We start from the raw sequence: 18,659 nt of genomic DNA, 5'->3' as shown, positions 1-18,659 counted from the left end.
GTCCGTCAGCTCCTGTCACGCTCGAGGATCTCCAGGTAGTGCGGGTTGGTCATGACGCCCAGCACGTTGCCGAACGGGTCGACGACCGACGCCGTCACGAACCCCTCCCCCCGCTGGGTGATCGGCTCGCGCAGGGTCGCGCCGAGCCCCAGCAGCCGATCGACCGCGCCCGGCAGGTCGTCGACGTGCCAGTTGACGACCGCACCTCCGGGGACGTCGGGCTCCCCCTCGGGCGCGTACCGGCGGTCGATGATCCCGAGCTCGTGCTCGTAGTCACCGATGCGGAACTCGTTGTACCCAGGCCGCTGGAAGTACGGCTCGATGCCGAGCAGCTCGGCGTACCAGCGGGTCGCGGCGGCGTGGTCGGCGGCGTAGACGTTCACGGTGGCGAGTCCTCGGAGCATGGCGGTCCGTCCTCTCGGCTCGGGCGGGCCCCTCCCGCCCTTACACACCTCCAGCCTGGGGCCCAGCGTGCGGATCTGCTCGGCCTGCTCCACGGCGGGTGCACCCGCCGTCATCCACACGATCCTCGCGACGCCCCCCTCCGAAGCCGACCACCGCGCACCTCAGGCCGTGAGCCCGGCGTCCTGCAGCACCGCGCGGATCGTGCCCCGCGCGTGCTCCGCCAGCGGCACGTACCGGGTCCGGTAGTAGGGCAGCTGAAGGAGCGCCTGGCGCAGGGCCCAGCCCCGTCCGCGCAGCCACGTCGCGTCGTCCTCACCGAGCGCTCGACGGAACACCTCCCGCGACGGCGCGTCGAGGAAGTTCCACGCCGGGCTCAGGTCCCCCGCCGGGTCGCCGAGGCCGGTCCCGCCCCAGTCGATCAGGCCGACGAGCCGGCCGTCGCGCACCACGACGTTGCCGGGTGCGAGGTCCCCGTGCAGCCACACCCCGACCCCGTCCCACGGGTCGGCGGCGCACGACTCCTCCCATGCGCGCATGACGAGGCCGACGGGCACCTCGTCGCGGACGGCGTCCGCGTCGGCGGCGACGAGGCGGGTGAGGTCGGCCAGCGGGTGGGCGCGTCGATCGTTGACCGGGCCCGGCAGGTCCACGGCCCGCAGACGGCGCACGACACGCGCGAGGTCGCCGGCGAGCGCAGGCGTCGGCTGCGTCGCCGTGGTGCCGGCGACCCACCGGACGACCGACCACCGCCACGGGAACCCGTGTCCCGGCTCCCCGGACGCCACCGGCACCGGCGCCTCGACGCCGACCAGCGTGGCCAGCCGCTCCGTCGCGGCACGCTCCCGGTCGACGGCGCCACGCGCGCCGGAGATCCGCGGCAACCGCACGGCCAGGTCCTCGCCGAGGCGGAACAGCGCGTGATCGGTGCCGCGGTGCGGCAGCGCCTGGACCGGCAGGTCGCGCCAGCGCGGGTGCTGGTCCGCGACAAGGGCGCGCACCTGCTCGGTGGTGATGGCCACCTCGTCGTCGTGCACCGTCCCGACGGTAGGCGGGCGGGTGGCCCTGAGCACCCGTTTTCCGGGCGGAGCGGGATCGCGAGACGCTCTCACGTGCGCACGTCCCGCACATGAGCCGCGGCAAGCGTGCGCCGCGGGTCGCCGTCACCCGATGAGTACCGTCCGTGCGGACGGTCGGTACGCGTCGACGGCAACCGAGAGGCACCACATGACCGCGACCTACACCTTCGACGTCTTCGCCAGCCTCGACGGGTACGGCTCCTACGGCCCGCCCGGCGACTGGGGCGGCTACTGGGGCAAGCAGGGACCTCAGCTGCTGCAGCGGAGGCACGAGCTGTACAGCGGTGACCAGCGCATGGTGTTCGGCGCCACGACCCTGCGGGAGTTCGTCGCGATGCGGGCCGGGAGCACCGAGGACTCCGAGGTGCGTGACACGTGGGTCGAGGTGATGCGTCGGCTGCCGGCGACCGTCGTGTCGTCGACGCTCACCCACCCGGTCGACTGGCCCGACGTGACGATCGCGCACGGCGACGCCGTCGACGTGGTCACCCGCCTGAAGGCGGAGTCCGACGTGCCGCTGCGCTCGCACGGCAGCCTGTCCCTCAACTGGGCGCTGCTGGCGGCGGGCCTGGTCGATCGCGTGCAGGTGACGATCTTCCCGGTGATCACCGGTCGCACGGGCACGACGCCGGTGTTCGGCGGTGCGGGCGACTTCGACCTGGAGCTCCTGGACAGCCGTGTGCTCGACGGCCGCACGCAGGAGCTCACCTACCGGCCCACCCTGCACTGACGGCGGTCCGCCGCTGCGGTCAGCTCCCGCCGGCGGGTCGCACCATCGTCGTCGCGGTGGCGCCGCCGAGCTCGATCGTCCCGGTCGTGCGGAACCCGAACCGCTCGTACAGCCGGCGGCTGGCGTCGGTGGTGGCCTCGAGGTACACGGGCATCCCGGTGCCCTCGACGACCGCGAGGCGGTGCGCGAGCAGCGTCGAACCGACCCCCTGCCCGCGCGCGGCGGGTGCGGCACCGACGTAGGCGAGGAACCAGTGCGGGTACCGCGGACGCTGGGCGGCGAAGGCGCGCAGGGCGCGCACGGCGGCCGGGAGGTGCCGCAGGCCGACGGCCCCGACGAGCGTCGGCACCTCGCGGACCTGCGCCCACCTGCCCAGCGCGAGGTCCGGCGGCTCCCAGACGGCGACCCCGACCACCGGTCCCGCGGCGCCGGCGCGCGCGAGGTCGACGACACCCCCGCTCGCCAGCGTCATGCGGGCCACGGCGGCGTAGACGCGGCTCAGACGCGCAACCCGGTCGTCGTCGCCCGGCAGCATCGCGCGCGTCACGGCGTCGTCGCGCAACGCGTCCGCGAGGACGCGAGCGGCCTTCGGCACGTCCTGCGGGCGTGCACCCGCCACGTGGACGTCCACGGCACCTCCCCCGGTGAGCACTCTCGACCCCATTGTCCCCCCGGCGCATGACGTATCGACGCCGGAGCACCCGGTACCTAGTGTTGCCAAGCACCGGTACCTAGCGTTACTGTGTTCCAGTACCAAGTGACACCGAGTAGCAGGGACGCCACGTGGCCAGCCAGATGACCGAGATGCTCAAGGGCACGCTCGAGGGCATCGTCCTGACGATCCTCGAGGCGCGACCCGCCTACGGGTACGAGATCACCACGCACCTGCGGGACCAGGGCTTCACCGACATCGCCGAGGGCACCGTCTACGCGCTGCTCGTCCGCATCGAGCAGCGCGGGTTCGTCGAGGTCGAGAAGGTCCCGTCCGAGAAGGGGCCGCCGCGCAAGGTCTACTCCCTCAACCCCGAGGGACGCGCACAGCTCGCCGAGTTCTGGCGGACGTGGACCTTCCTCGCCGGGCGCATCGACCGGCTCCGCACCGCACGTACCGAGCACACGGACACGGAGGGCTGACATGGCCGCCAGGTGGATCGAGGCCCTCACCGGGCCGTGGGAGCAGAAGAAGCAGTACCGGCGGGACGTCGCCCGCCTGCACGGCCTGCCCGAGCCGTACCGCACGGCCGCGACGGGCATGCACCGCTACCTCATGGCCACGTCGGGCCTCACCGACGGGGACGCCCTGGTGCAGATGGTCGGCGACCTCGTGGACCTGTGGGACGGCGCCGCGGCCGACGAGCGGCCCGTGCGGGCGATCGTCGGGGACGACCCCGTGGAGTTCGCCGAGAGCTTCGCGGAGGCCTACTCCGGCGAGCGCTGGATCGACAAGGCCCGCGCGCGCCTCGTGCGGAGCATGGACGAGGCCGAGCGTCGGGAGCTGCCGTGAGCACCGCGGGCGTCCGGGTGCGAGGCGTCGAGAAGTCCTTCGGCGACGTCCACGTGCTGCGCGGCGTCGACCTGGAGGTCGCGCCCGGCAGCGTCGTCGCGCTGCTCGGGTCCAACGGCGCGGGCAAGACGACGCTCGTGCGCATCCTGTCGACGCTGCTGCGGCCCGACGCCGGCACGGCGACCGTCGCCGGGTTCGACGTCGTCGCCGACGCCGCGCAGGTGCGCGCCGCGATCAGCCTGACCGGCCAGTCCGCGGCCGTCGACGACGTCCTCACGGGCCGCGAGAACCTCACGCTCGTCGCGCGGCTGCGCCACCTGGACGCCCCCGGTGCCGTCGCCGACGCGCTCCTCGCGCGGTTCGGGCTCACCGACGCGGGCGGCCGACGGGCCGGCACGTACTCCGGCGGCATGCGCCGGCGCCTCGACATCGCGATGAGCCTCATCGGCGACCCGCCGGTGATCCTCCTCGACGAGCCGACCACAGGCCTCGACCCCCAGGCACGCCTGGAGGTGTGGGCCACGATCGCGGAGCTCGCCGCCGGCGGCACGGCCGTCCTGCTGACGACCCAGCACCTGGACGAGGCCGAGCACCTCGCCGACCGCATCGCGATCCTGCACGAGGGCGTCGTCGTCCAGGACGGCACCCTCGCCGAGCTCCGCCGGCTCCTGCCGCCCGCCACCGTCGAGTACGTCGAGAAGCAGCCGTCCCTGGAGGACGTGTTCCTCGCGCTCGTCGGCGCCCGGCCCGTCGCCACCGCAGCGACGGGCGACCCGACGCCCGCCACCCCGGCCCCGGAGGACCCGTCATGAGCGCCACCCACCTCGTCTCGGACACCGCCGCCCTCACCGGCCGCTCGCTGCGGCACGTCCTGCGCAGCCCCGACACGATCATCACCAGCGCGGTCACCCCCATCGCCCTCATGCTGATGTTCACGTACGTCTTCGGCGGGGCCATCGACACCGGGACGCAGGGGCCGTACCTCGAGTACGTGCTGCCGGGCATCCTGCTCATCACCGTGGCGTCGGGCGTGGCCTACACCTCCTACCGGCTGTTCCTCGACATCAGCAGCGGCATCGTCGAGCGGTTCCGGTCGATGCCGATCGCCCGGCCCAGCGTGCTGTGGGCGCACGTGCTGACGTCGGTCGTGGCCAACGTCGCCGGGGTCGCGATCGTCGTGGCGGTGGCCCTGCTGCTGGGCTTCCGCACGGGCGCGTCCGCCGCCGCGTGGCTCGCGGTGCTCGGCATGGTCGTGCTGTTCACGCTCGCACTCACCTGGATCGCGGTGATCGCCGGGGTGTCGGCCACGTCCGTCGACGGCGCCGGCGCGATCGGCTACGTCCTGATCTTCCTGCCGTTCCTCAGCTCGGCCTTCGTCCCCACCGGCACCATGCCGGGCCCGGTCGCGTGGTTCGCCGAGCACCAGCCCGTCACCGCGGTGATCGAGACGATCCGCGCGCTGTTCGCCCAGCAGCCCGTGGGTGACGACATCTGGGTGGCGCTGGCCTGGCTCGTCGGGGTCCTCGTCGTCGCGTACGTGGCGGCCGTCGCCGTCTACCGGCGCCGGATCGGCTGACGCCCCGCGCGCTCAGGCGTACGACGCCGACGCAGACGACCGCGTCGGGGTCCGACCGGCCCCGACGCCGGAAGTCATCGGTCGCCGACCACGCGGTCGCAGGCAGCCCGCGTACCCTCGTCCCGGGCGGCGACACCGTGCCGCCCTTCTCCCCCATGCAGGACGGACGGCGCATGAGCGCGCACACGACCACCCCGGTGCCCCCCACCGACCACACCGCCGACGCGACGTCGGCCGAGCAGTCCGGCGTCACGCCCGCCGACTTCGCGACCTTCCTGCGCGTCATGGACCAGGTCGCCGTCCTGCCGCAGGAGCACCCGCAGCACGCCGCCGCGCGCCGCGCGTCGTCCGCGCTGTTCAAGGCGGCGAAGAAGCACCGGCGGACCGAGAAGCGCCGCATGCTCGCGGAAGCCGACGCGGCCGTCATCGCCGCCACCGCGACGGGCAGCCCCGGGCGGATCGACGACGAGACGCAGGGCATCGCGCTGACGTCGTCGGCCACGGGCGCGATCGCCGGGACCCTGCTGCGCGCGCGCCCCTGCTACGTCTGCAAGCAGGACTACACGGTCGTCGACGCGTTCTACCACCAGCTCTGCCCGCAGTGCGCGGCCCTGCACCACGCCAAGCGCGACGCGCGCACGGACCTCACCGGCCGTCGCGCGCTGCTCACGGGCGGCCGCGCGAAGATCGGCATGTACATCTCGCTGCGGCTGCTGCGCGACGGCGCCGACCTGACGATCACGACGCGGTTCCCGCGCGACGCCGTCCGACGGTTCAGCGCGATGGAGGACTCCGCCGACTGGCTGGACCGGCTGCACGTCGTCGGCATCGACCTGCGCGACCCCGCGCAGGTGGTGTCGCTCGCGGACCACGTCGCCGCGCAGGGTCCGCTCGACGTCCTCATCAACAACGCCGCGCAGACCGTGCGCCGGCTGCCCGGGGCGTACTCGCGCATCGCCGACGCCGAGTCGGCGCCGCTGCCTGCCGAGGCCGCGCGGATGATCACGACGTTCGGGCACACGAGCGACGCGCACCCGCGTGCGCTGGCCGGGTCGGTCAGCGAGCTGACGAGCCCCGCGCTGGCGATCGAGCGCGCGGCGCGGGACGCGGACGAGCTCGTCGCGCAGTCCCTGACCGCGCACGCCGCGAGCCTCGAGCGACTCGTCGCCGGCACGTCGATCGACGCCGGCGGCCTGGTCCCCGACGTCGCCGAGTCCAACAGCTGGGTCGCGACCGTCGAGCAGGTCGACCCCATGGAGCTGCTCGAGGTCCAGCTCTGCAACCAGACGGCGCCGTTCATCCTCATCAGCCGCCTGCGCCCGGCCCTCGCGGCGTCGCCCGCGCGACGCACCTACATCGTCAACGTCTCCGCGATGGAGGGCGTCTTCGCGCGCGGCTACAAGGGCCCCGGCCACCCCCACACCAACATGAGCAAGGCCGCGCTCAACATGCTCACGCGCACCAGCGCAGCCGAGATGCTCACCGACGGCATCCTCATGACCGCCGTCGACACCGGCTGGATCACCGACGAGCGCCCCCACTTCACCAAGGTGCGGCTCGCCGAGGAGGGCTTCCACGCCCCCCTCGACCTCGTCGACGGCGCCGCCCGGGTGTACGACCCGATCGTGCGCGGCGAGGCCGGCGAGGACCTCTACGGCTGCTTCCTGAAGGACTACGCGCGCTCGCAGTGGTGAGCGGCCGCACGTCCGCCGGCACGCAGAAGCGGGGGCCCTCTCTCGAGGACCCCCGCATCTCGGCGGAGCCAGTGCTCAGCCGTCGGTGCTCAGCCGTCAGTGCTCAGCGGTGATTGGCCGTTCCGTGGTCGCGCCCGTCGTGGTCGTCACCCTCGACCTCCTTGGCGAGCACGGCGGAGCCGACCGCCCAGAGCGCGGCGCCGATGACGCCGACCCACACGCCCATGTCCGCGCTCAGGCCGTCGCCACGCTCGAGCCCACCCATGGGGTTCAGCGCGAAGGCCAGGCACTGGATCGTTGCGGCGATGCCGACCGCCATCGAGACGAGCGTCAGCCCGCGGTGCTGGGCGCGGCGCGCGAGCTTCCTGGCGTAGACCAGGGCGATGAGAAGCCCGAGTCCCAGATAGGCGATGAACGGCACGAGGGAATCCGTCTCGTAACCGGTGCGGGGGTCGGCGTCGCCCCCGGGGTTCACCCAGTTCAAGAACGGGGAGATGTTGAAGACCACGATGCCGACGGCGGCGACCGCGAGGCCTGTGGTCGCTGCTTTCCGGGTGTCGTGGCGGTCACCGGTAGCGGTGCGTGCGTCGGAGGCTGCCATCATGAAATAGGTCCCGTCAGATCAGCGTGCAGAATTCGTCGACATTTGCTCGGACGTTTCAAGCATCACATCATTCGGAACATTCTGCCCATCGAGATCTGATTTTCCGGGCTCCTGACTCTCGTCACGGGGACGGGGCGGCGCCGGGACCCGCCCCGGCGCCGCCCCGGCGACGTCACTCGGTGGGGGGCTCGTCCTGCCCGGACTCCTCCAGCGCGTCGGCCTCCTCCTTGGTGGCGTGGACCGCACCCTCGGCGTGGTCCGGCGGGCCGTAGACCGTGTAGAGGATCAGCGGGTTCTCACCGGTGTTGACGAAGTTGTGCGTGCGGCCGGCCGGGACGACGACGAGGTCGCCCTGCGCGACGTTGCGCTGCTGCCCGGAGACGATGGCCTTGCCGGTGCCGGACACGAACGTGAGGATCTGGTCGGTGTCCTCGTGGACCTCCTCGCCGATCTCCCCGCCCGGCGGGATCGTCATGATGACGAGCTGGGTGTGCTTGCCGGTCCACAGCACGCGCCGGAAGTCCGGGCTCTGCTCTGCGGTGGTCGCGATCGTCCAGTGCTCCACGGGTACCTCACCTCGATCGGGGACGGTGTCGTGGTAGATCCTGCAGCGCCTCGTCAGATCGCGCCTGCGGAGGGCGACCGCGGTCGCCGCACGCACCGTCGCACCGCCCGGCAGGAAGCGGCCCTCCCCCGCGCGTCGGCCGTGCGACCATCGGCCCGTGACGACGCTCCGCGAAGCCGGGACCGGCGACCTCGACCTGCTGTACGACCTGCTCCTGGAGGCCTTCAACTGGGACGGCACGGCGCGCTTCACGCGTGAGGAGGTGATCGCGGACGAGCACACCGCGAGGTACCTCGGCGGGTGGCGGCGCCCGGACGACTTCGGACTCGTCGCGGTGGACGGCGCGGCTCCGCTCGGTGCGGTCTGGGCGCGGGCGCTGCCCGCCGGCACCCCCGGGTACGGGTACGTCGCGGACGACGTCCCGGAGCTCGGCATGGCCGTGGTGCGGTCCGCGCGCGGGCGCGGCGTCGGCTCCGCCCTGCTGGCGGGCTGCGTGCGGCAGGCACGCGACCTGGGGTGGCGCGCGCTGAGCCTGAGCGTCGAGGACGGCAACACGGCCGCGCGCACCCTCTACGAGCGGCACGGGTTCGTGGTCGTCGGCCGCAACGGCGACTCGGACACGATGCTGCGGGAGCTGTGAGCCGTCGATGAGCGCGACGGCCGACCCGACGGCCCTGCTGCTCGAGCGTCTGCACACTGCGGGCATGACCGACGTCGTCACCGTCGAGCACGCGTCGGGGGGGCAGGCGGCGGTCGCGGGCCTCGCGCGCCGCGCGGACGGCACGTCGGTCTTCGTCAAGGGGTTCGTCGAGGCGCCGTCGGACGACGCGTTCGCCGCCGAGGCCGCGGGGCTGGACGCGCTGCGGACGCTCGGCGGCGCGACGACGCCGGACGTCGTGCTCGTCGGCCCGGACCTCCTCGTCCTCGAGGCGCTGCACCCCCGACCGGCCGACGCGGCGTTCTGGGAGCGGCTCGCGCACGTGCTCGCCCGCCTGCACACCACGACGACGCACCCCCGGTTCGGCTGGCACGACGACAACTGGCTCGGCCGTCGCCGGCAGGTCAACACGTGGCACGACGACGGCTTCGAGTTCTTCGCGCAGCACCGTCTGCTGCGGTGGCTCGACGAGCCCCGGGTCCGGACCCTGCTCGACGCCGGCGACCGCGCGGCGCTGGAACGCCTCTGCGCGCGCCTGCCGGAGCTGCTGCCGGTGCGGCCCGCGTGCCTCGTGCACGGCGACCTGTGGGCGGGCAACGTGCTGGCCACCGCCGACGGCGCCCCGGCGCTCATCGACCCGGCCGTGTCGTACACGTGGGCCGACATCGACCTCGCGCACGTCTGGACGACGGGTCCGCCACCCGAGGCCACCCGGTTCTTCGACGTCTACGCCGACCTGACCGGCCTGGACGAGGGGTGGCGAGAGCGCATGCCGATCGTGCAGCTGCGCCAGCACCTGGCGGTCATCGCGCAGTTCGAGGACGTCCGTGGTGCGGTCGACGACCTGCGGGCGACGCTCGCGCCGTTCCGCCCGCGGTCCTGACGCGGGTCGCGACCGCCTGCTCCCTGCGAGGACCCACGCCGGCGTGCGTCCTGCAGGTCCGGTTCCGCACATCAGACCTCCGCGGGTGACGATGGGCCCCGGTCCGTCCGCCCCCGGTGCGCAGCACCGCCGTCCAGGAGCCCCATGCCCACGACCTCCCCCGCCGCCCCGCTCGCCGCGCGCCGTGCCCGCGTCGCCGTGTCGACGGTGTTCTTCGTCAACGCAGTGCTGTACGCGAACCTCGTCCCGCGGCTGCCGGAGATCAAGGACCGCCTGGGCCTGAGCAACGCCGAGCTCGGGACCGCGATCGCCGCGATGCCGCTCGGTGCGCTCGCCGCCGGGCTGCTCGCGCCCGCGCTGATCCAGCGCCTGGGGTCGGCGAGGGTCGCGTCGTTCGGGCTCGTGCTGCTGGCCGCCACGGTGGCGTGCCTGCCGCTGGCCCCCGCCTGGGTGGCCCTCGCCGGGCTGATGCTGGTCGCCGGGGCGCTCGACTCCGTCATCGACGTCGCGCAGAACGCCCACGGGTTCCGCGTGCAGCGCGCGTACGGGCGCTCGATCGTCAACGCCTTCCACGGGCTGTGGAGCGTCGGTGCGGTGGTCGGCGGCCTGCTCGGCACCGCGGCTGCGGGCCTCGGCGTGCCGCTGCCCCTGCACCTGGCCGTGTCGGGCAGCGTGTTCGCGGTGGTGGCGGTGGTCGCGTACCGGTTCATGCTGCCGGGCCCGGAGGACGCGGAGCGGGACGCACCGGCCGAGCCCGACGCTGACGCCCCGGCGGTCGCCCGCGGGCGCCCGTCCGGTCGCGCGCTCCTGCCGCTCGCCGCACTCGGCGGGCTGGCGGCGTGCGGTGCGTTCGTCGAGGACGCCGGGTCCTCGTGGGGTGCGCTCTTCCTGCGCGGCGAGGTCGGCGCGGACGCCGCGACGGCGGGGCTCGCGTTCGTCGCGCTGTCCGTCGCGATGACCGTCGGGCGCCTCACGGGCGACCGCGCGGTCGACCGGTTCGGTCAGCGTCGCGTCGCGCTCGTCGGGGGCGCCGGCATCGCCGCCGGCATGGGCCTCGCGCTGGCCGTGCCCTCGGTCGCCACGACGCTCGTCGGGTTCGCCGCGGCCGGTCTCGGGGTCGCCACGCTCGTCCCGGCGGTCATGCACGCGGCCGACGAGCTGCCCGGCCTGCCGCACGGCGTGGGCCTGACGGTCGTCAGCTGGCTGCTGCGCGTCGGGTTCCTCGTGTCCCCGACCGCCGTCGGGCTCGTCGCGGACGCCACGAGCCTGCGCGTAGGGCTGCTGGGCGTGGTCCTCGCGGGCCTCACCGTGCTGGCGCTGGGCCGGTTCCTCGTCGACGCGCGTGGCGCGGGCGACGCCCCGTCCGACCCGCACGCACCGCCGACGACCGCCGGACCCGCCACGGCGCCGTTCTGACCCGACCGCTCGGGGCGACGGCCGCACGACGCGTGGCGGTTCCGTCGTGAGCGCCGCCCGTCCCTACCCTGGGCGCCATGCACACGGTGGAGCGCGGCGCCGGGACGCCGCTCGTCATGGTCCACGGCTTCGGCGTCGACCACCGGATCCTCCTGTCGCTCGACCCCGTGCTCGACGCGGCGGGCGGCTGGCGACGGATCTACCTGGACCTGCCCGGCACGGCCGGGACGCCCGTCGGGGAGGTGGCGGGCACGCGCGACGTCGTCGACGCCGTGGAGCGGGAGATCGAGCGGCGGCTCGGTGACGAGCCGTTCGCGATCCTGGGCAACTCCTTCGGCGGGATGGTCGCGCGGCAGGTCGCGCACGACTCGCGCGCGCGGGTGCTGGGTCTCGCGACCCTGGCCGGGGTGTTCGTCGCCGCGAACGAGCGCCGCACCCTGCCGCCGCGGACGGTGCTGCGGGAGGACCCGGAGGCGGTGCGGACCGCCGGGGACGCGGCCGACGACTACGTCGAGATGGCGGTCGAGCAGCACGTCGAGGGCGTCCGGGCGTTCCTCGCGCACGTGCACCCAGGGCTGCGCTCGGTCGACCAGGCCGCGCTCGAGCGCATCGCGCAGCGCTACTCCCTCGACGTCGAGCCGGAGGACGCGTCGCCCGAGCCGTTCACCGCCCCCGCGCTGTTCGTCACGGGCCGGCAGGACCACGTCGTCGGCTGGCAGGACGCGCTGCCACGGCTCGCGCACTACCCGCGCGCGACGTTCGCGGTGCTCGACGCCGCGGGCCACAACCTGCACCTGGAGCGCCCTGCCCCGGCGGCGGCCCTCGTCGTCGACTGGCTCGAGCGCGTCCGAGCGGCGCACGCCGGCTCCGGGGCCGCCTGACCTTCCCGGGCGGGCTCGGGAACACAGACGCCCGTTCAAGATGCTCAGCCTGCTGAGTGTTGCCACTCTGTACCCATGGAGACCATCACCAGCACAGCAGTCCGGGGCCGCGTGACGTCCCAGGACCGGGTCCGTCAGGTCACGGTGCTGATCGGCGCCGTCGTGGCCATCGTCGGCGCGACCGTCGGGTCCGGGGCCTTCGGTGGACAGCCGATCGCCGAGGCCGCGGGCGGTGCGCTGTCCGCCACGGCCACGCCGATCGCGCCCGACAGCCCCGCGTTCAACATCTGGTCGGTGATCTACACCGGCCTGGCGGTGTTCGCGATCGTCCAGGCCCTCCCCCGCAACGGCGCCGACCCGCGACTCCGGGCGATCTCGTGGTGGGTGCTCGCGTCGATGCTGCTCAACGCCCTGTGGATCGGGGCGGTGCAGCTCGGGACCGTCCTGGGCAGCGTCGTCGTCATCGTCGTGCTGCTCGCCGTGCTGGTGACCATGTACGTCAAGCTCCTGCGGCTGCCGCACACGGGCACGGCGACGTCCGTCATCACCGACGTGACGGTCGGTCTGTACACCGGGTGGGTCAGCGTCGCGACGCTCGCGAACACCGCGGCGTTCCTCGCCGACGCCGAGGTCGGCGAGCTCGGCCTCGGCGCGACCGGGTGGTCCGTCGTCCTCGTCTCGGCTGCCGCCCTGCTGGCCGTCGCCTACGGCACGTACGGTCGCCGTCGCCCGACCCTCGTGATCCCGATCGGGCTCGCGATGGGGTGGGGCCTGATGTGGATCGGCCTGGGCCGCACCAACGGCCCGCTGTTCGACGACACGGTGGCGACGGTCGCGTTCGTCGCCGCCGGCGTCGCGCTGCTCGCGCCGATCGTGGCGAGCCTGGCGGCCCGCCGCCGCTGACACCCGCGGGTCCGCGACAGCCGCGCCGCAGCGGTCGCCTCCTATCCTCGGGCCATGACGAACGGTGACGACACCCTGCCTGTCCGCACCGTCGGCGGGTTCGACCGCTCCGGCCGCCGGTGGGTGACGGGCATGTTCGCGGTCGGCGGCGCGGCCCTCGGGGCGCTCCTGCCGCTGCTTGCGCGATGGGCGGCCGAGCTGCCCTGGGTGCCGTTCCAGGGCCCGCTCCGGCTGCTCGGGTCGTTCGACCAGACGTGGCTGACCTGGGGCCGACCGGTGCTCGGGCTCGTCGCCGGACTGGCCCTCGCCGCGTGGGTCGTCTTCGACTCCCCCGTCCTCGACGTCGGCCCGGACCGGATCCAGGTCCGCCGCCGCGGCGAGGTGGAGAGGGTCGTCGAGCGCGCCAAGGTCGCCGCGGTGCACCCGCGTGGCTCGAAGCTCCGCATCGAGACGGAGTCCGGACGGACGCTGTTCGAGGGGGACGTCGAAGGCGACAAGGCGCAGATCCGCCGGGCGTTCGTCGACCACGGCTACCCCTGGGAGGGGCCGGCCGACTGAGGCGAGGCGGCCGCCGTCAGCGGCGCCCGGGGAACCGGAACGGGATCGGGATGCCCCCGCAGCAGCAGACGCCGCTCACGTCCGTCTGCGCGAGCAGCAGCGCCGCCCGGTAGCACGCGACGAACCGCACGGCCGTCGGGACGACGGACCGCACCACCCCCCGCTGCCGGACGAGCCCCCGCACCGCGGCGGAGCACGACGCGTCACCGTGCGCGACCCGGTGGGCGCAGCTCCAGCCCTTCCGCGGCGAGAGGCGCGTCTGGTAGGCGGCGATCAGGCGGTCGACAGCGCGGGCGGCGTGGGTCATCGGCTCACCGTAGGGGCACGGTGCAAGAGCCGCACGGCGGGCGTCCCGGGCCCTGCACCGTCGCCGCGCACGCGTCCCGATCCGTGGGACGGGACTCGCGCGGGACCGGCCTGAGGCGGCTCCCCGACCTCGGTGCGCCGCCTGATCCCGGTCCCGCGGGGCCGACGTCTCAGGGGCCGGTCAGCGCCCGCCGACCAGCGCGTCCAGCAGCGGGTCGACGTCGACGAGCGCCACGCGCGTCGCGGAGTCGCTCGTCCCGTACGGCAGCACGAGCGTGCGCCCGTGCAGCATCGCGCCGCACGAGTACACGACGTTCGGCACGTAGCCGGAGCGCTCGTCACCGACCGCCGTGAGCAGCGGTGACGTGAGGCGTCCGACGACGCGCGTGGGCTCGTCGAGGTCGAGGAGCAGCGCACCGATGCTGTAGGTGCGCATCGGCCCGACCCCGTGGGTCAGGACGAGCCAGCCGCGCTCGGTCTCCACGGGGGAACCGCAGTTGCCGAGCTGGATGGCCTCCCAGCCCTGCTCGGGGCGCTGCACGACGACGGGCTCGTCCCAGTGCACGAGGTCCTGCGACGTCGAGACGGCGTTGCTCTCACGGTCGGCGCGCGACATGGCGCACCAGCGCCCGCCCACCTGGCGGGGGAAGATCGCCAGACCCTTGTCGCGCGCCCCCGGCCCGCTCAGCGGGCGGCTCGACATCGTGACGAAGTCCTGCGTGCGGAGCAGCTGGATCGAGATGCCCTGCCCGTCGTACGCCGTGTACGTGCCCGCGTACGACGTGGCGCCGTCGGCGTGCTCGAGGCGCACCATGCGGACGTCCTCCACGCCGTTGCGCTCCGCAGGGGTCTGCGGCATCAGCACGCGCTCGTTCAGCGCGGAGTCCGCGGGGAACGTGATGTCGTAGCCGCGCGCGTCGGACCGCTGCGCCTGCTCCACCGCCACGACCGGCTGGACGGCCCGCGTGGGGGGTGGGTCGAACCGCACGACGTCGTCGACGTCGATCGTGCCGGTGCGCAGCTCCATGCTGGAGACGTGCCCCTCCCCCGTGGACCGCAGCGTCATGACGAAGCGGGTCGTCCCCGCCGGCAGTCCGCTCTGGTCGGGGTGGGCGACCATCGACGGGTTGAACAGCGCCGCCGACTGCACCGCGTACTCGGCCGTGAAGTACGCGCCGACGAGACGGCGGTGCTGCGCCGACATGGACCCGGCCGCGTCCGACCCGTGGCACACGTGCGCGAAGTGCGTCTCCCACGTCGCCTCGAGGTCGTGGTGCCGGTCGTCGAAGGCCCCGGTGAGCTCCGTCAGCTCACGCTCGACCGCGGCGTCGTCCAGCGCCCGCACGCGCTGCAGGACGGCCGCTGCGCGCGACCGGCCCGAGGACGCGAGCTCCTGGCCCGGGAGGAACAGCCGGGCCACGACGCGGTCCGGGTCGGGTCGCAGCAGGTGGTCGGTGCGACGCACCCAGGACCGGTCCGCGCCGGTGCCCGTCACGCCGCGTGACCGGCGGTCGCGGCGAGGAGCTGCGCGCACGCGAGCCACGCGAGCGTCGACTCCGCACCCCGGTTCTGGTTGACGCCGTCGCGCTCCAGGCCGTCGAAGCCGGCACCCGTGGCCGGGTCACGCACGGGGACGCCCGCGTCGTTCGCGCCCTCGAACCAGGCGACGCAGCGGTCCAGGACGGTGACCCAGCGTGGGTCGCCGGTGGCCCGCAGGGCCGTGGCGGCCGCCTCCGCGAGCGCGGTCACCTCCACGGGCTGCTGGTCGAACCCCTGGCGGTCGTCGCCCGGGCCGCGGCCGCCCACGGGGACGACGGACAGCCGGCCGTCGACGGTCTGCTCGGCGACGAGCCAGTCGAGCAGGCGGAGGCCGTCGGCGAGCAGGGCGTCGTCGCCGAGCGCACCGCCGACCGCGATCAGCGCCTCGGGCAGCACGGCGTTCGCGTAGGTCAGCCGCGGCTCGGGCCACGGCCAGCGCGCGTCCGTCGTCGGACGCGGCAGCGTCGCGCGGGCGTCGCCGAGGAGACGACGGGCGGGCCCGCTGCGCGGGTCGACGCGCAGCAGCTCCGCCGCGCCGAGCGCCGCGTAGGCCGTCGCGCGGGTGTGCGGGGACCGTGCGGCCATGGCGAGGGTCGCACCGCGGTGCGCGCCGCGTGCCATCGGCCCGGCGGGCAGCTCGACAGCCGCGACGGCCAGCGCCCAGAGCCCCCGTCCCCAGTGGTCGTCGGTCGACGGCTCGTCGAGCCAGGCGCCCTCCGGGTGGCGGCGGTTGTGCAGCCGGCCGTCCGGGTGCTGCGCCGCGCGCACGAACCTCAGGCAGGTCGCCGCGAGGTCGGCGGCCCGCGCGTCGGAGGACGGGAAGCGTGCCGTGACGACGAGCGCGCGTGCCACGTCGTCGACGCACATGCCGTGCTCGACGCGCGGCTCGTCACCCAGCGCGTGCTCGTAGAGACCGGTCGGGGTCGCGAGGCGCAGCAGGTGGTCGAGGCGCGGGCGGCGGTCGGCGTCGCGGACCAGGGACGGCCCCATCAGACGGCCGTCCGCAGCGCGGCACGTCGCACGGTCGCCGCGAGCCCCAGGTAGCGCCGCGCGACCGCGGGCCACAGCAACGCGTCGGCGAGCCCGCGGGCGGTCGCGCTCATGCCCTCGGCGACCCCCTCGACCGTGAGGACCCGCTCCAGGGCCGCGGCGATGGCGGACGGGTCGCGCTGCGGGACCAGCAGGCCCGCACCGCTCGAGAGCAGCTCGACGGCGTGCGGGAACCGCGTGGACACCACGGGCCGGCAGGCGGCGACGGCCTCGGTCAGCACGCCGGACGTCACCTGCTCGCGGGAGTCGTACGGGAGCAGGACGACGTCGGCCTCACGGACCACCGCACGCAGGTCGGGCCCGGACAGGTAGCGCGCGTCGAACCGCACGGACCCCGTGAGGTCGTGCTCGCGGGTCAGCGCGACGAGCCGGTCGCGGTACGCCTCGCCCTCGCGCTCGAGGACGCGCGGGTGCGTCTGCCCCACGACGAGGTACGTGGGCAGCGGCATGCGCTCACGCAGCTCGGCGAGCGCAAGGAGCGCCCACTCGATGCCCTTGCCGTCGGACAGCAGACCCCAGGTCAGCACGGTGCGCGGGCCGTCCGATGCGGGCCGGGGCGCCACGACCGGGGGGCGGTTGTCCTCGGCACCGTGCGGGATGACGACGACGTCCGCCGGGTCCACGCCCCACCCGGCGACGAGGCGGTCACGCGCCGTGGTGGTCATCGTCACCAGCGCCGACGACGCGGCGACGATGCCGGCCAGGATGCGGTGCTGGTTGGGCGTCGGGCGTGTCAGGACGGTGTGCAGCACCGTCACGACGGGCACGCGCACCCGGGCGAGGAGGTCGAGCACGTCCTGCCCGTCGGCGCCCCCGTAGATGCCGTACTCGTGCTGCAGCACCGCGACGTCGTACGCGTCGAGCGTCGCGGCGGCCGCAGCGGCCCCGTCCGGGTCGTCCGCGACCCACTCGTGCACGACGGGCGCGGACCGCTCCTGCGGTGCGTCGACCAGCCGCACGACACCCACGTCGGCACCGGCCTCGCGCAGGTGCTGGACGAGCGCCGCGCTGAACGTGGCGATGCCGCACGGGGTGGAGGGAAAGGTCGACAGCATGGCGAGACGAACACTCATCGGGTCTGCTTCCGTGGCGCTTGGCGCAGCGAGAGTGCTGCCGTCCACGGTGGGGGGGGAGGGGCCGCGTCCCGAAAGGGGCGCCGTTCCGGCGCCGGTCGCCGACCAGGGGTCCGGCGAGACAGGGCTGAGCCTACCCCCGGGGGCGTACGCTCACCCGGACCCCAGGAGGCCACCGTCAGAGTCGCCGTGCTCGCCTCGATCGCCCACCGCGTCCCGCCGCGTGGCTACGGCCCGTGGGAGCAGGTCGCGTCCACGCTCACCGAGGGCCTGGTCGCCCGGGGGCACGAGGTCACGCTGTTCGCCACGGCCGACTCCCTGACCGCTGCGCACCTGCACGCCGAGGCGCCCGCGGGGTACGAGGAGGACGCGACGGTCGACGCCAAGGTCAGCGAGGGGCTGCACATCGCCGCGTGCTTCGAGCGGGCCGGGCAGTTCGACGTCATCAGCAACCAGTTCGACTTCCTGCCGCTGGTGTTCAGCCGGCTCGTCACGACGCCCGTGGTGACGACGGTGCACGGGTTCTCCTCCGAGCGGATCCTGCCCGTCTACCGCGCGTACGACGACGTCACGCACTACGTCGCGATCAGCGACGCCGACCGGCACCCCGACCTGACGTACGCCGCGACGATCCACCACGGCATCGACGTCGACGCGTTCTCGCCGGGTGCGGGCGACGGCGGGTACCTGCTCTTCCTCGGACGCATCCATCCCGACAAGGGCACGGCGACGGCCATCGAGGTCGCACGGCGGGCGGGCCTGCCGCTCGTGATCGCCGGGGTCGTGCACGACGAGGAGTACCACCGCCGGGAGGTCCTCCCCCACGTCGACGGCGAGCACGTGCGCTACGTCGGGCCGGTCGGCCCCGACCAGCGCGACCGGCTGCTGGGCGGCGCGGTCGCCCTGCTGCACCTCATCGACTTCGACGAGCCCTTCGGCCTGTCGGTCGTGGAGTCGATGGCCGCCGGGACCCCGGTCGTGGCGTACCGGCGCGGGTCGATGCCGGAGCTCGTGACCCCGGGGTCGACCGGGTTCCTGGTCGACGACGTGCCGGGGGCGGTCACCGCCGTGGTCGCGGCCGCCGCGCTCGACCGGGGCGCCTGCCGCCGGGAGGCCCGCGCACGCTTCGCGGCCGACCGCATGGTCGCGGACTACGAGCGCCTGTTCGCCCGCGTCGTGGCCGAGCAGCGCGGCCGGCCTCGACGAACGGCTGTGGCGAACCTGGCACGCTGAGGCCC

Annotated in this window: 22 protein-coding genes; 13 read left to right on the top strand and 9 right to left on the bottom strand. The window is 74.4% G+C overall.

Annotated elements, in window-relative coordinates:
* Positions 1–5 precede the first annotated feature (5 nt).
* Positions 6–404 (bottom strand): VOC family protein, encoded by a 399-nt coding sequence (locus tag NP048_RS01640; protein ID WP_227577760.1) that lies wholly within the window; start codon positions 402–404, stop codon positions 6–8.
* Positions 405–566: 162 nt separating this feature from the next.
* Entirely contained in the window at positions 567–1,439 is an 873-nt protein-coding gene (locus NP048_RS01635; RefSeq protein WP_227577759.1) for an aminoglycoside phosphotransferase family protein, read from the bottom strand.
* A gap of 190 nt (positions 1,440–1,629) precedes the next feature.
* On the opposite strand from NP048_RS01635, the gene NP048_RS01630 reads away from it, so the two are divergent.
* Complete coding sequence (locus NP048_RS01630) at positions 1,630–2,211, top strand: dihydrofolate reductase family protein (protein ID WP_227577758.1); 582 nt, start codon at positions 1,630–1,632, stop codon at positions 2,209–2,211.
* 19 nt (positions 2,212–2,230) lie between these two features.
* Here the strand turns inward: NP048_RS01630 and NP048_RS01625 are convergent, their stop codons facing one another.
* On the bottom strand, positions 2,231–2,842 hold the full coding sequence (locus tag NP048_RS01625) for a GNAT family N-acetyltransferase (protein WP_227577757.1): 612 nt from the start codon (positions 2,840–2,842) through the stop codon (positions 2,231–2,233).
* Positions 2,843–2,994: 152 nt separating this feature from the next.
* Between NP048_RS01625 and NP048_RS01620 the strand changes: the two genes are divergently transcribed.
* The 5 genes from NP048_RS01620 to NP048_RS01600 all read left to right on the top strand — a co-directional run bounded on the left by NP048_RS01620 (position 2,995) and on the right by NP048_RS01600 (position 6,985).
* Positions 2,995–3,345 (top strand): PadR family transcriptional regulator, encoded by a 351-nt coding sequence (locus NP048_RS01620; RefSeq protein ID WP_284439718.1) that lies wholly within the window; start codon positions 2,995–2,997, stop codon positions 3,343–3,345.
* Position 3,346: 1 nt separating this feature from the next.
* On the top strand, positions 3,347–3,715 hold the full coding sequence (locus tag NP048_RS01615; protein WP_227577756.1) for a DUF1048 domain-containing protein: 369 nt from the start codon (positions 3,347–3,349) through the stop codon (positions 3,713–3,715).
* Positions 3,712–4,527 carry an ABC transporter ATP-binding protein gene (locus NP048_RS01610; RefSeq protein ID WP_227577755.1) on the top strand — a complete coding sequence of 272 codons (816 nt, stop codon included), beginning with the start codon at positions 3,712–3,714 and terminating at the stop codon, positions 4,525–4,527. The genes NP048_RS01615 and NP048_RS01610 overlap by 4 nt, the downstream gene beginning before the upstream one ends.
* Positions 4,524–5,291: an ABC transporter permease gene (locus NP048_RS01605; RefSeq protein ID WP_227577754.1), complete on the top strand. Its 768-nt coding sequence runs from the start codon at positions 4,524–4,526 to the stop codon at positions 5,289–5,291. Before NP048_RS01610 ends, NP048_RS01605 begins: the two co-directional genes overlap by 4 nt.
* Before the next feature lie 173 nt (positions 5,292–5,464).
* Positions 5,465–6,985 (top strand): SDR family NAD(P)-dependent oxidoreductase, encoded by a 1,521-nt coding sequence (locus NP048_RS01600; RefSeq protein WP_227577753.1) that lies wholly within the window; start codon positions 5,465–5,467, stop codon positions 6,983–6,985.
* A 103-nt stretch (positions 6,986–7,088) separates the two neighbouring features.
* Here NP048_RS01600 and NP048_RS01595 read toward each other — a convergent pair whose 3' ends face one another.
* Both NP048_RS01595 and NP048_RS01590 read right to left on the bottom strand, forming a co-directional pair.
* A complete protein-coding gene (locus NP048_RS01595; protein WP_256769400.1) occupies positions 7,089–7,586 on the bottom strand; it encodes a hypothetical protein in 498 nt (165 codons plus the stop codon).
* Between the two features lie 175 nt (positions 7,587–7,761).
* Complete coding sequence (locus tag NP048_RS01590) at positions 7,762–8,154, bottom strand: cupin domain-containing protein (protein ID WP_227577751.1); 393 nt, start codon at positions 8,152–8,154, stop codon at positions 7,762–7,764.
* A 157-nt stretch (positions 8,155–8,311) separates the two neighbouring features.
* Between NP048_RS01590 and NP048_RS01585 the strand changes: the two genes are divergently transcribed.
* The 6 genes from NP048_RS01585 to NP048_RS01560 all read left to right on the top strand — a co-directional run bounded on the left by NP048_RS01585 (position 8,312) and on the right by NP048_RS01560 (position 13,453).
* Entirely contained in the window at positions 8,312–8,794 is a 483-nt protein-coding gene (locus NP048_RS01585; protein ID WP_227577750.1) for a GNAT family N-acetyltransferase, read from the top strand.
* Positions 8,795–8,801: 7 nt separating this feature from the next.
* Complete coding sequence (locus tag NP048_RS01580; protein WP_227577749.1) at positions 8,802–9,695, top strand: fructosamine kinase family protein; 894 nt, start codon at positions 8,802–8,804, stop codon at positions 9,693–9,695.
* 144 nt (positions 9,696–9,839) lie between these two features.
* Positions 9,840–11,111 (top strand): MFS transporter, encoded by a 1,272-nt coding sequence (locus NP048_RS01575; RefSeq protein WP_227577748.1) that lies wholly within the window; start codon positions 9,840–9,842, stop codon positions 11,109–11,111.
* Between the two features lie 77 nt (positions 11,112–11,188).
* Entirely contained in the window at positions 11,189–11,992 is an 804-nt protein-coding gene (locus tag NP048_RS01570) for an alpha/beta fold hydrolase (RefSeq protein WP_227577747.1), read from the top strand.
* A 75-nt stretch (positions 11,993–12,067) separates the two neighbouring features.
* Positions 12,068–12,895: a tryptophan-rich sensory protein gene (locus tag NP048_RS01565; RefSeq protein ID WP_227577746.1), complete on the top strand. Its 828-nt coding sequence runs from the start codon at positions 12,068–12,070 to the stop codon at positions 12,893–12,895.
* 54 nt (positions 12,896–12,949) lie between these two features.
* Positions 12,950–13,453: a YqeB family protein gene (locus NP048_RS01560; protein WP_227577745.1), complete on the top strand. Its 504-nt coding sequence runs from the start codon at positions 12,950–12,952 to the stop codon at positions 13,451–13,453.
* A gap of 16 nt (positions 13,454–13,469) precedes the next feature.
* Here the strand turns inward: NP048_RS01560 and yidD are convergent, their stop codons facing one another.
* The 4 genes from yidD to NP048_RS01540 all read right to left on the bottom strand — a co-directional run bounded on the left by yidD (position 13,470) and on the right by NP048_RS01540 (position 17,421).
* A complete protein-coding gene (yidD, locus tag NP048_RS01555) occupies positions 13,470–13,760 on the bottom strand; it encodes a membrane protein insertion efficiency factor YidD (RefSeq protein ID WP_227577744.1) in 291 nt (96 codons plus the stop codon).
* Positions 13,761–13,940: 180 nt separating this feature from the next.
* A complete protein-coding gene (locus NP048_RS01550) occupies positions 13,941–15,293 on the bottom strand; it encodes a glycoside hydrolase family 130 protein (protein ID WP_227577743.1) in 1,353 nt (450 codons plus the stop codon).
* Positions 15,251–16,288 (bottom strand): glycosyltransferase, encoded by a 1,038-nt coding sequence (locus tag NP048_RS01545; protein ID WP_227577742.1) that lies wholly within the window; start codon positions 16,286–16,288, stop codon positions 15,251–15,253. The genes NP048_RS01550 and NP048_RS01545 overlap by 43 nt, the downstream gene beginning before the upstream one ends.
* A complete protein-coding gene (locus tag NP048_RS01540) occupies positions 16,288–17,421 on the bottom strand; it encodes a glycosyltransferase (protein WP_227577741.1) in 1,134 nt (377 codons plus the stop codon). The genes NP048_RS01545 and NP048_RS01540 overlap by 1 nt, the downstream gene beginning before the upstream one ends.
* 189 nt (positions 17,422–17,610) lie before the next feature.
* Between NP048_RS01540 and NP048_RS01535 the strand changes: the two genes are divergently transcribed.
* The gene (locus NP048_RS01535; RefSeq protein WP_227577740.1) at positions 17,611–18,654 is read left to right on the top strand and encodes a glycosyltransferase family 4 protein; all 1,044 of its coding nucleotides are present in this window, start codon (positions 17,611–17,613) and stop codon (positions 18,652–18,654) included.
* Positions 18,655–18,659: the final 5 nt, after the last annotated feature.

It is taken from the genome of Cellulomonas xiejunii (genome assembly GCF_024508315.1).
Taxonomy (GTDB): domain Bacteria; phylum Actinomycetota; class Actinomycetes; order Actinomycetales; family Cellulomonadaceae; genus Cellulomonas; species Cellulomonas xiejunii.
The sequence above is the reverse complement of the archived record's forward strand: the minus strand, read 5'-3'. Positions and strand labels throughout refer to the sequence as shown.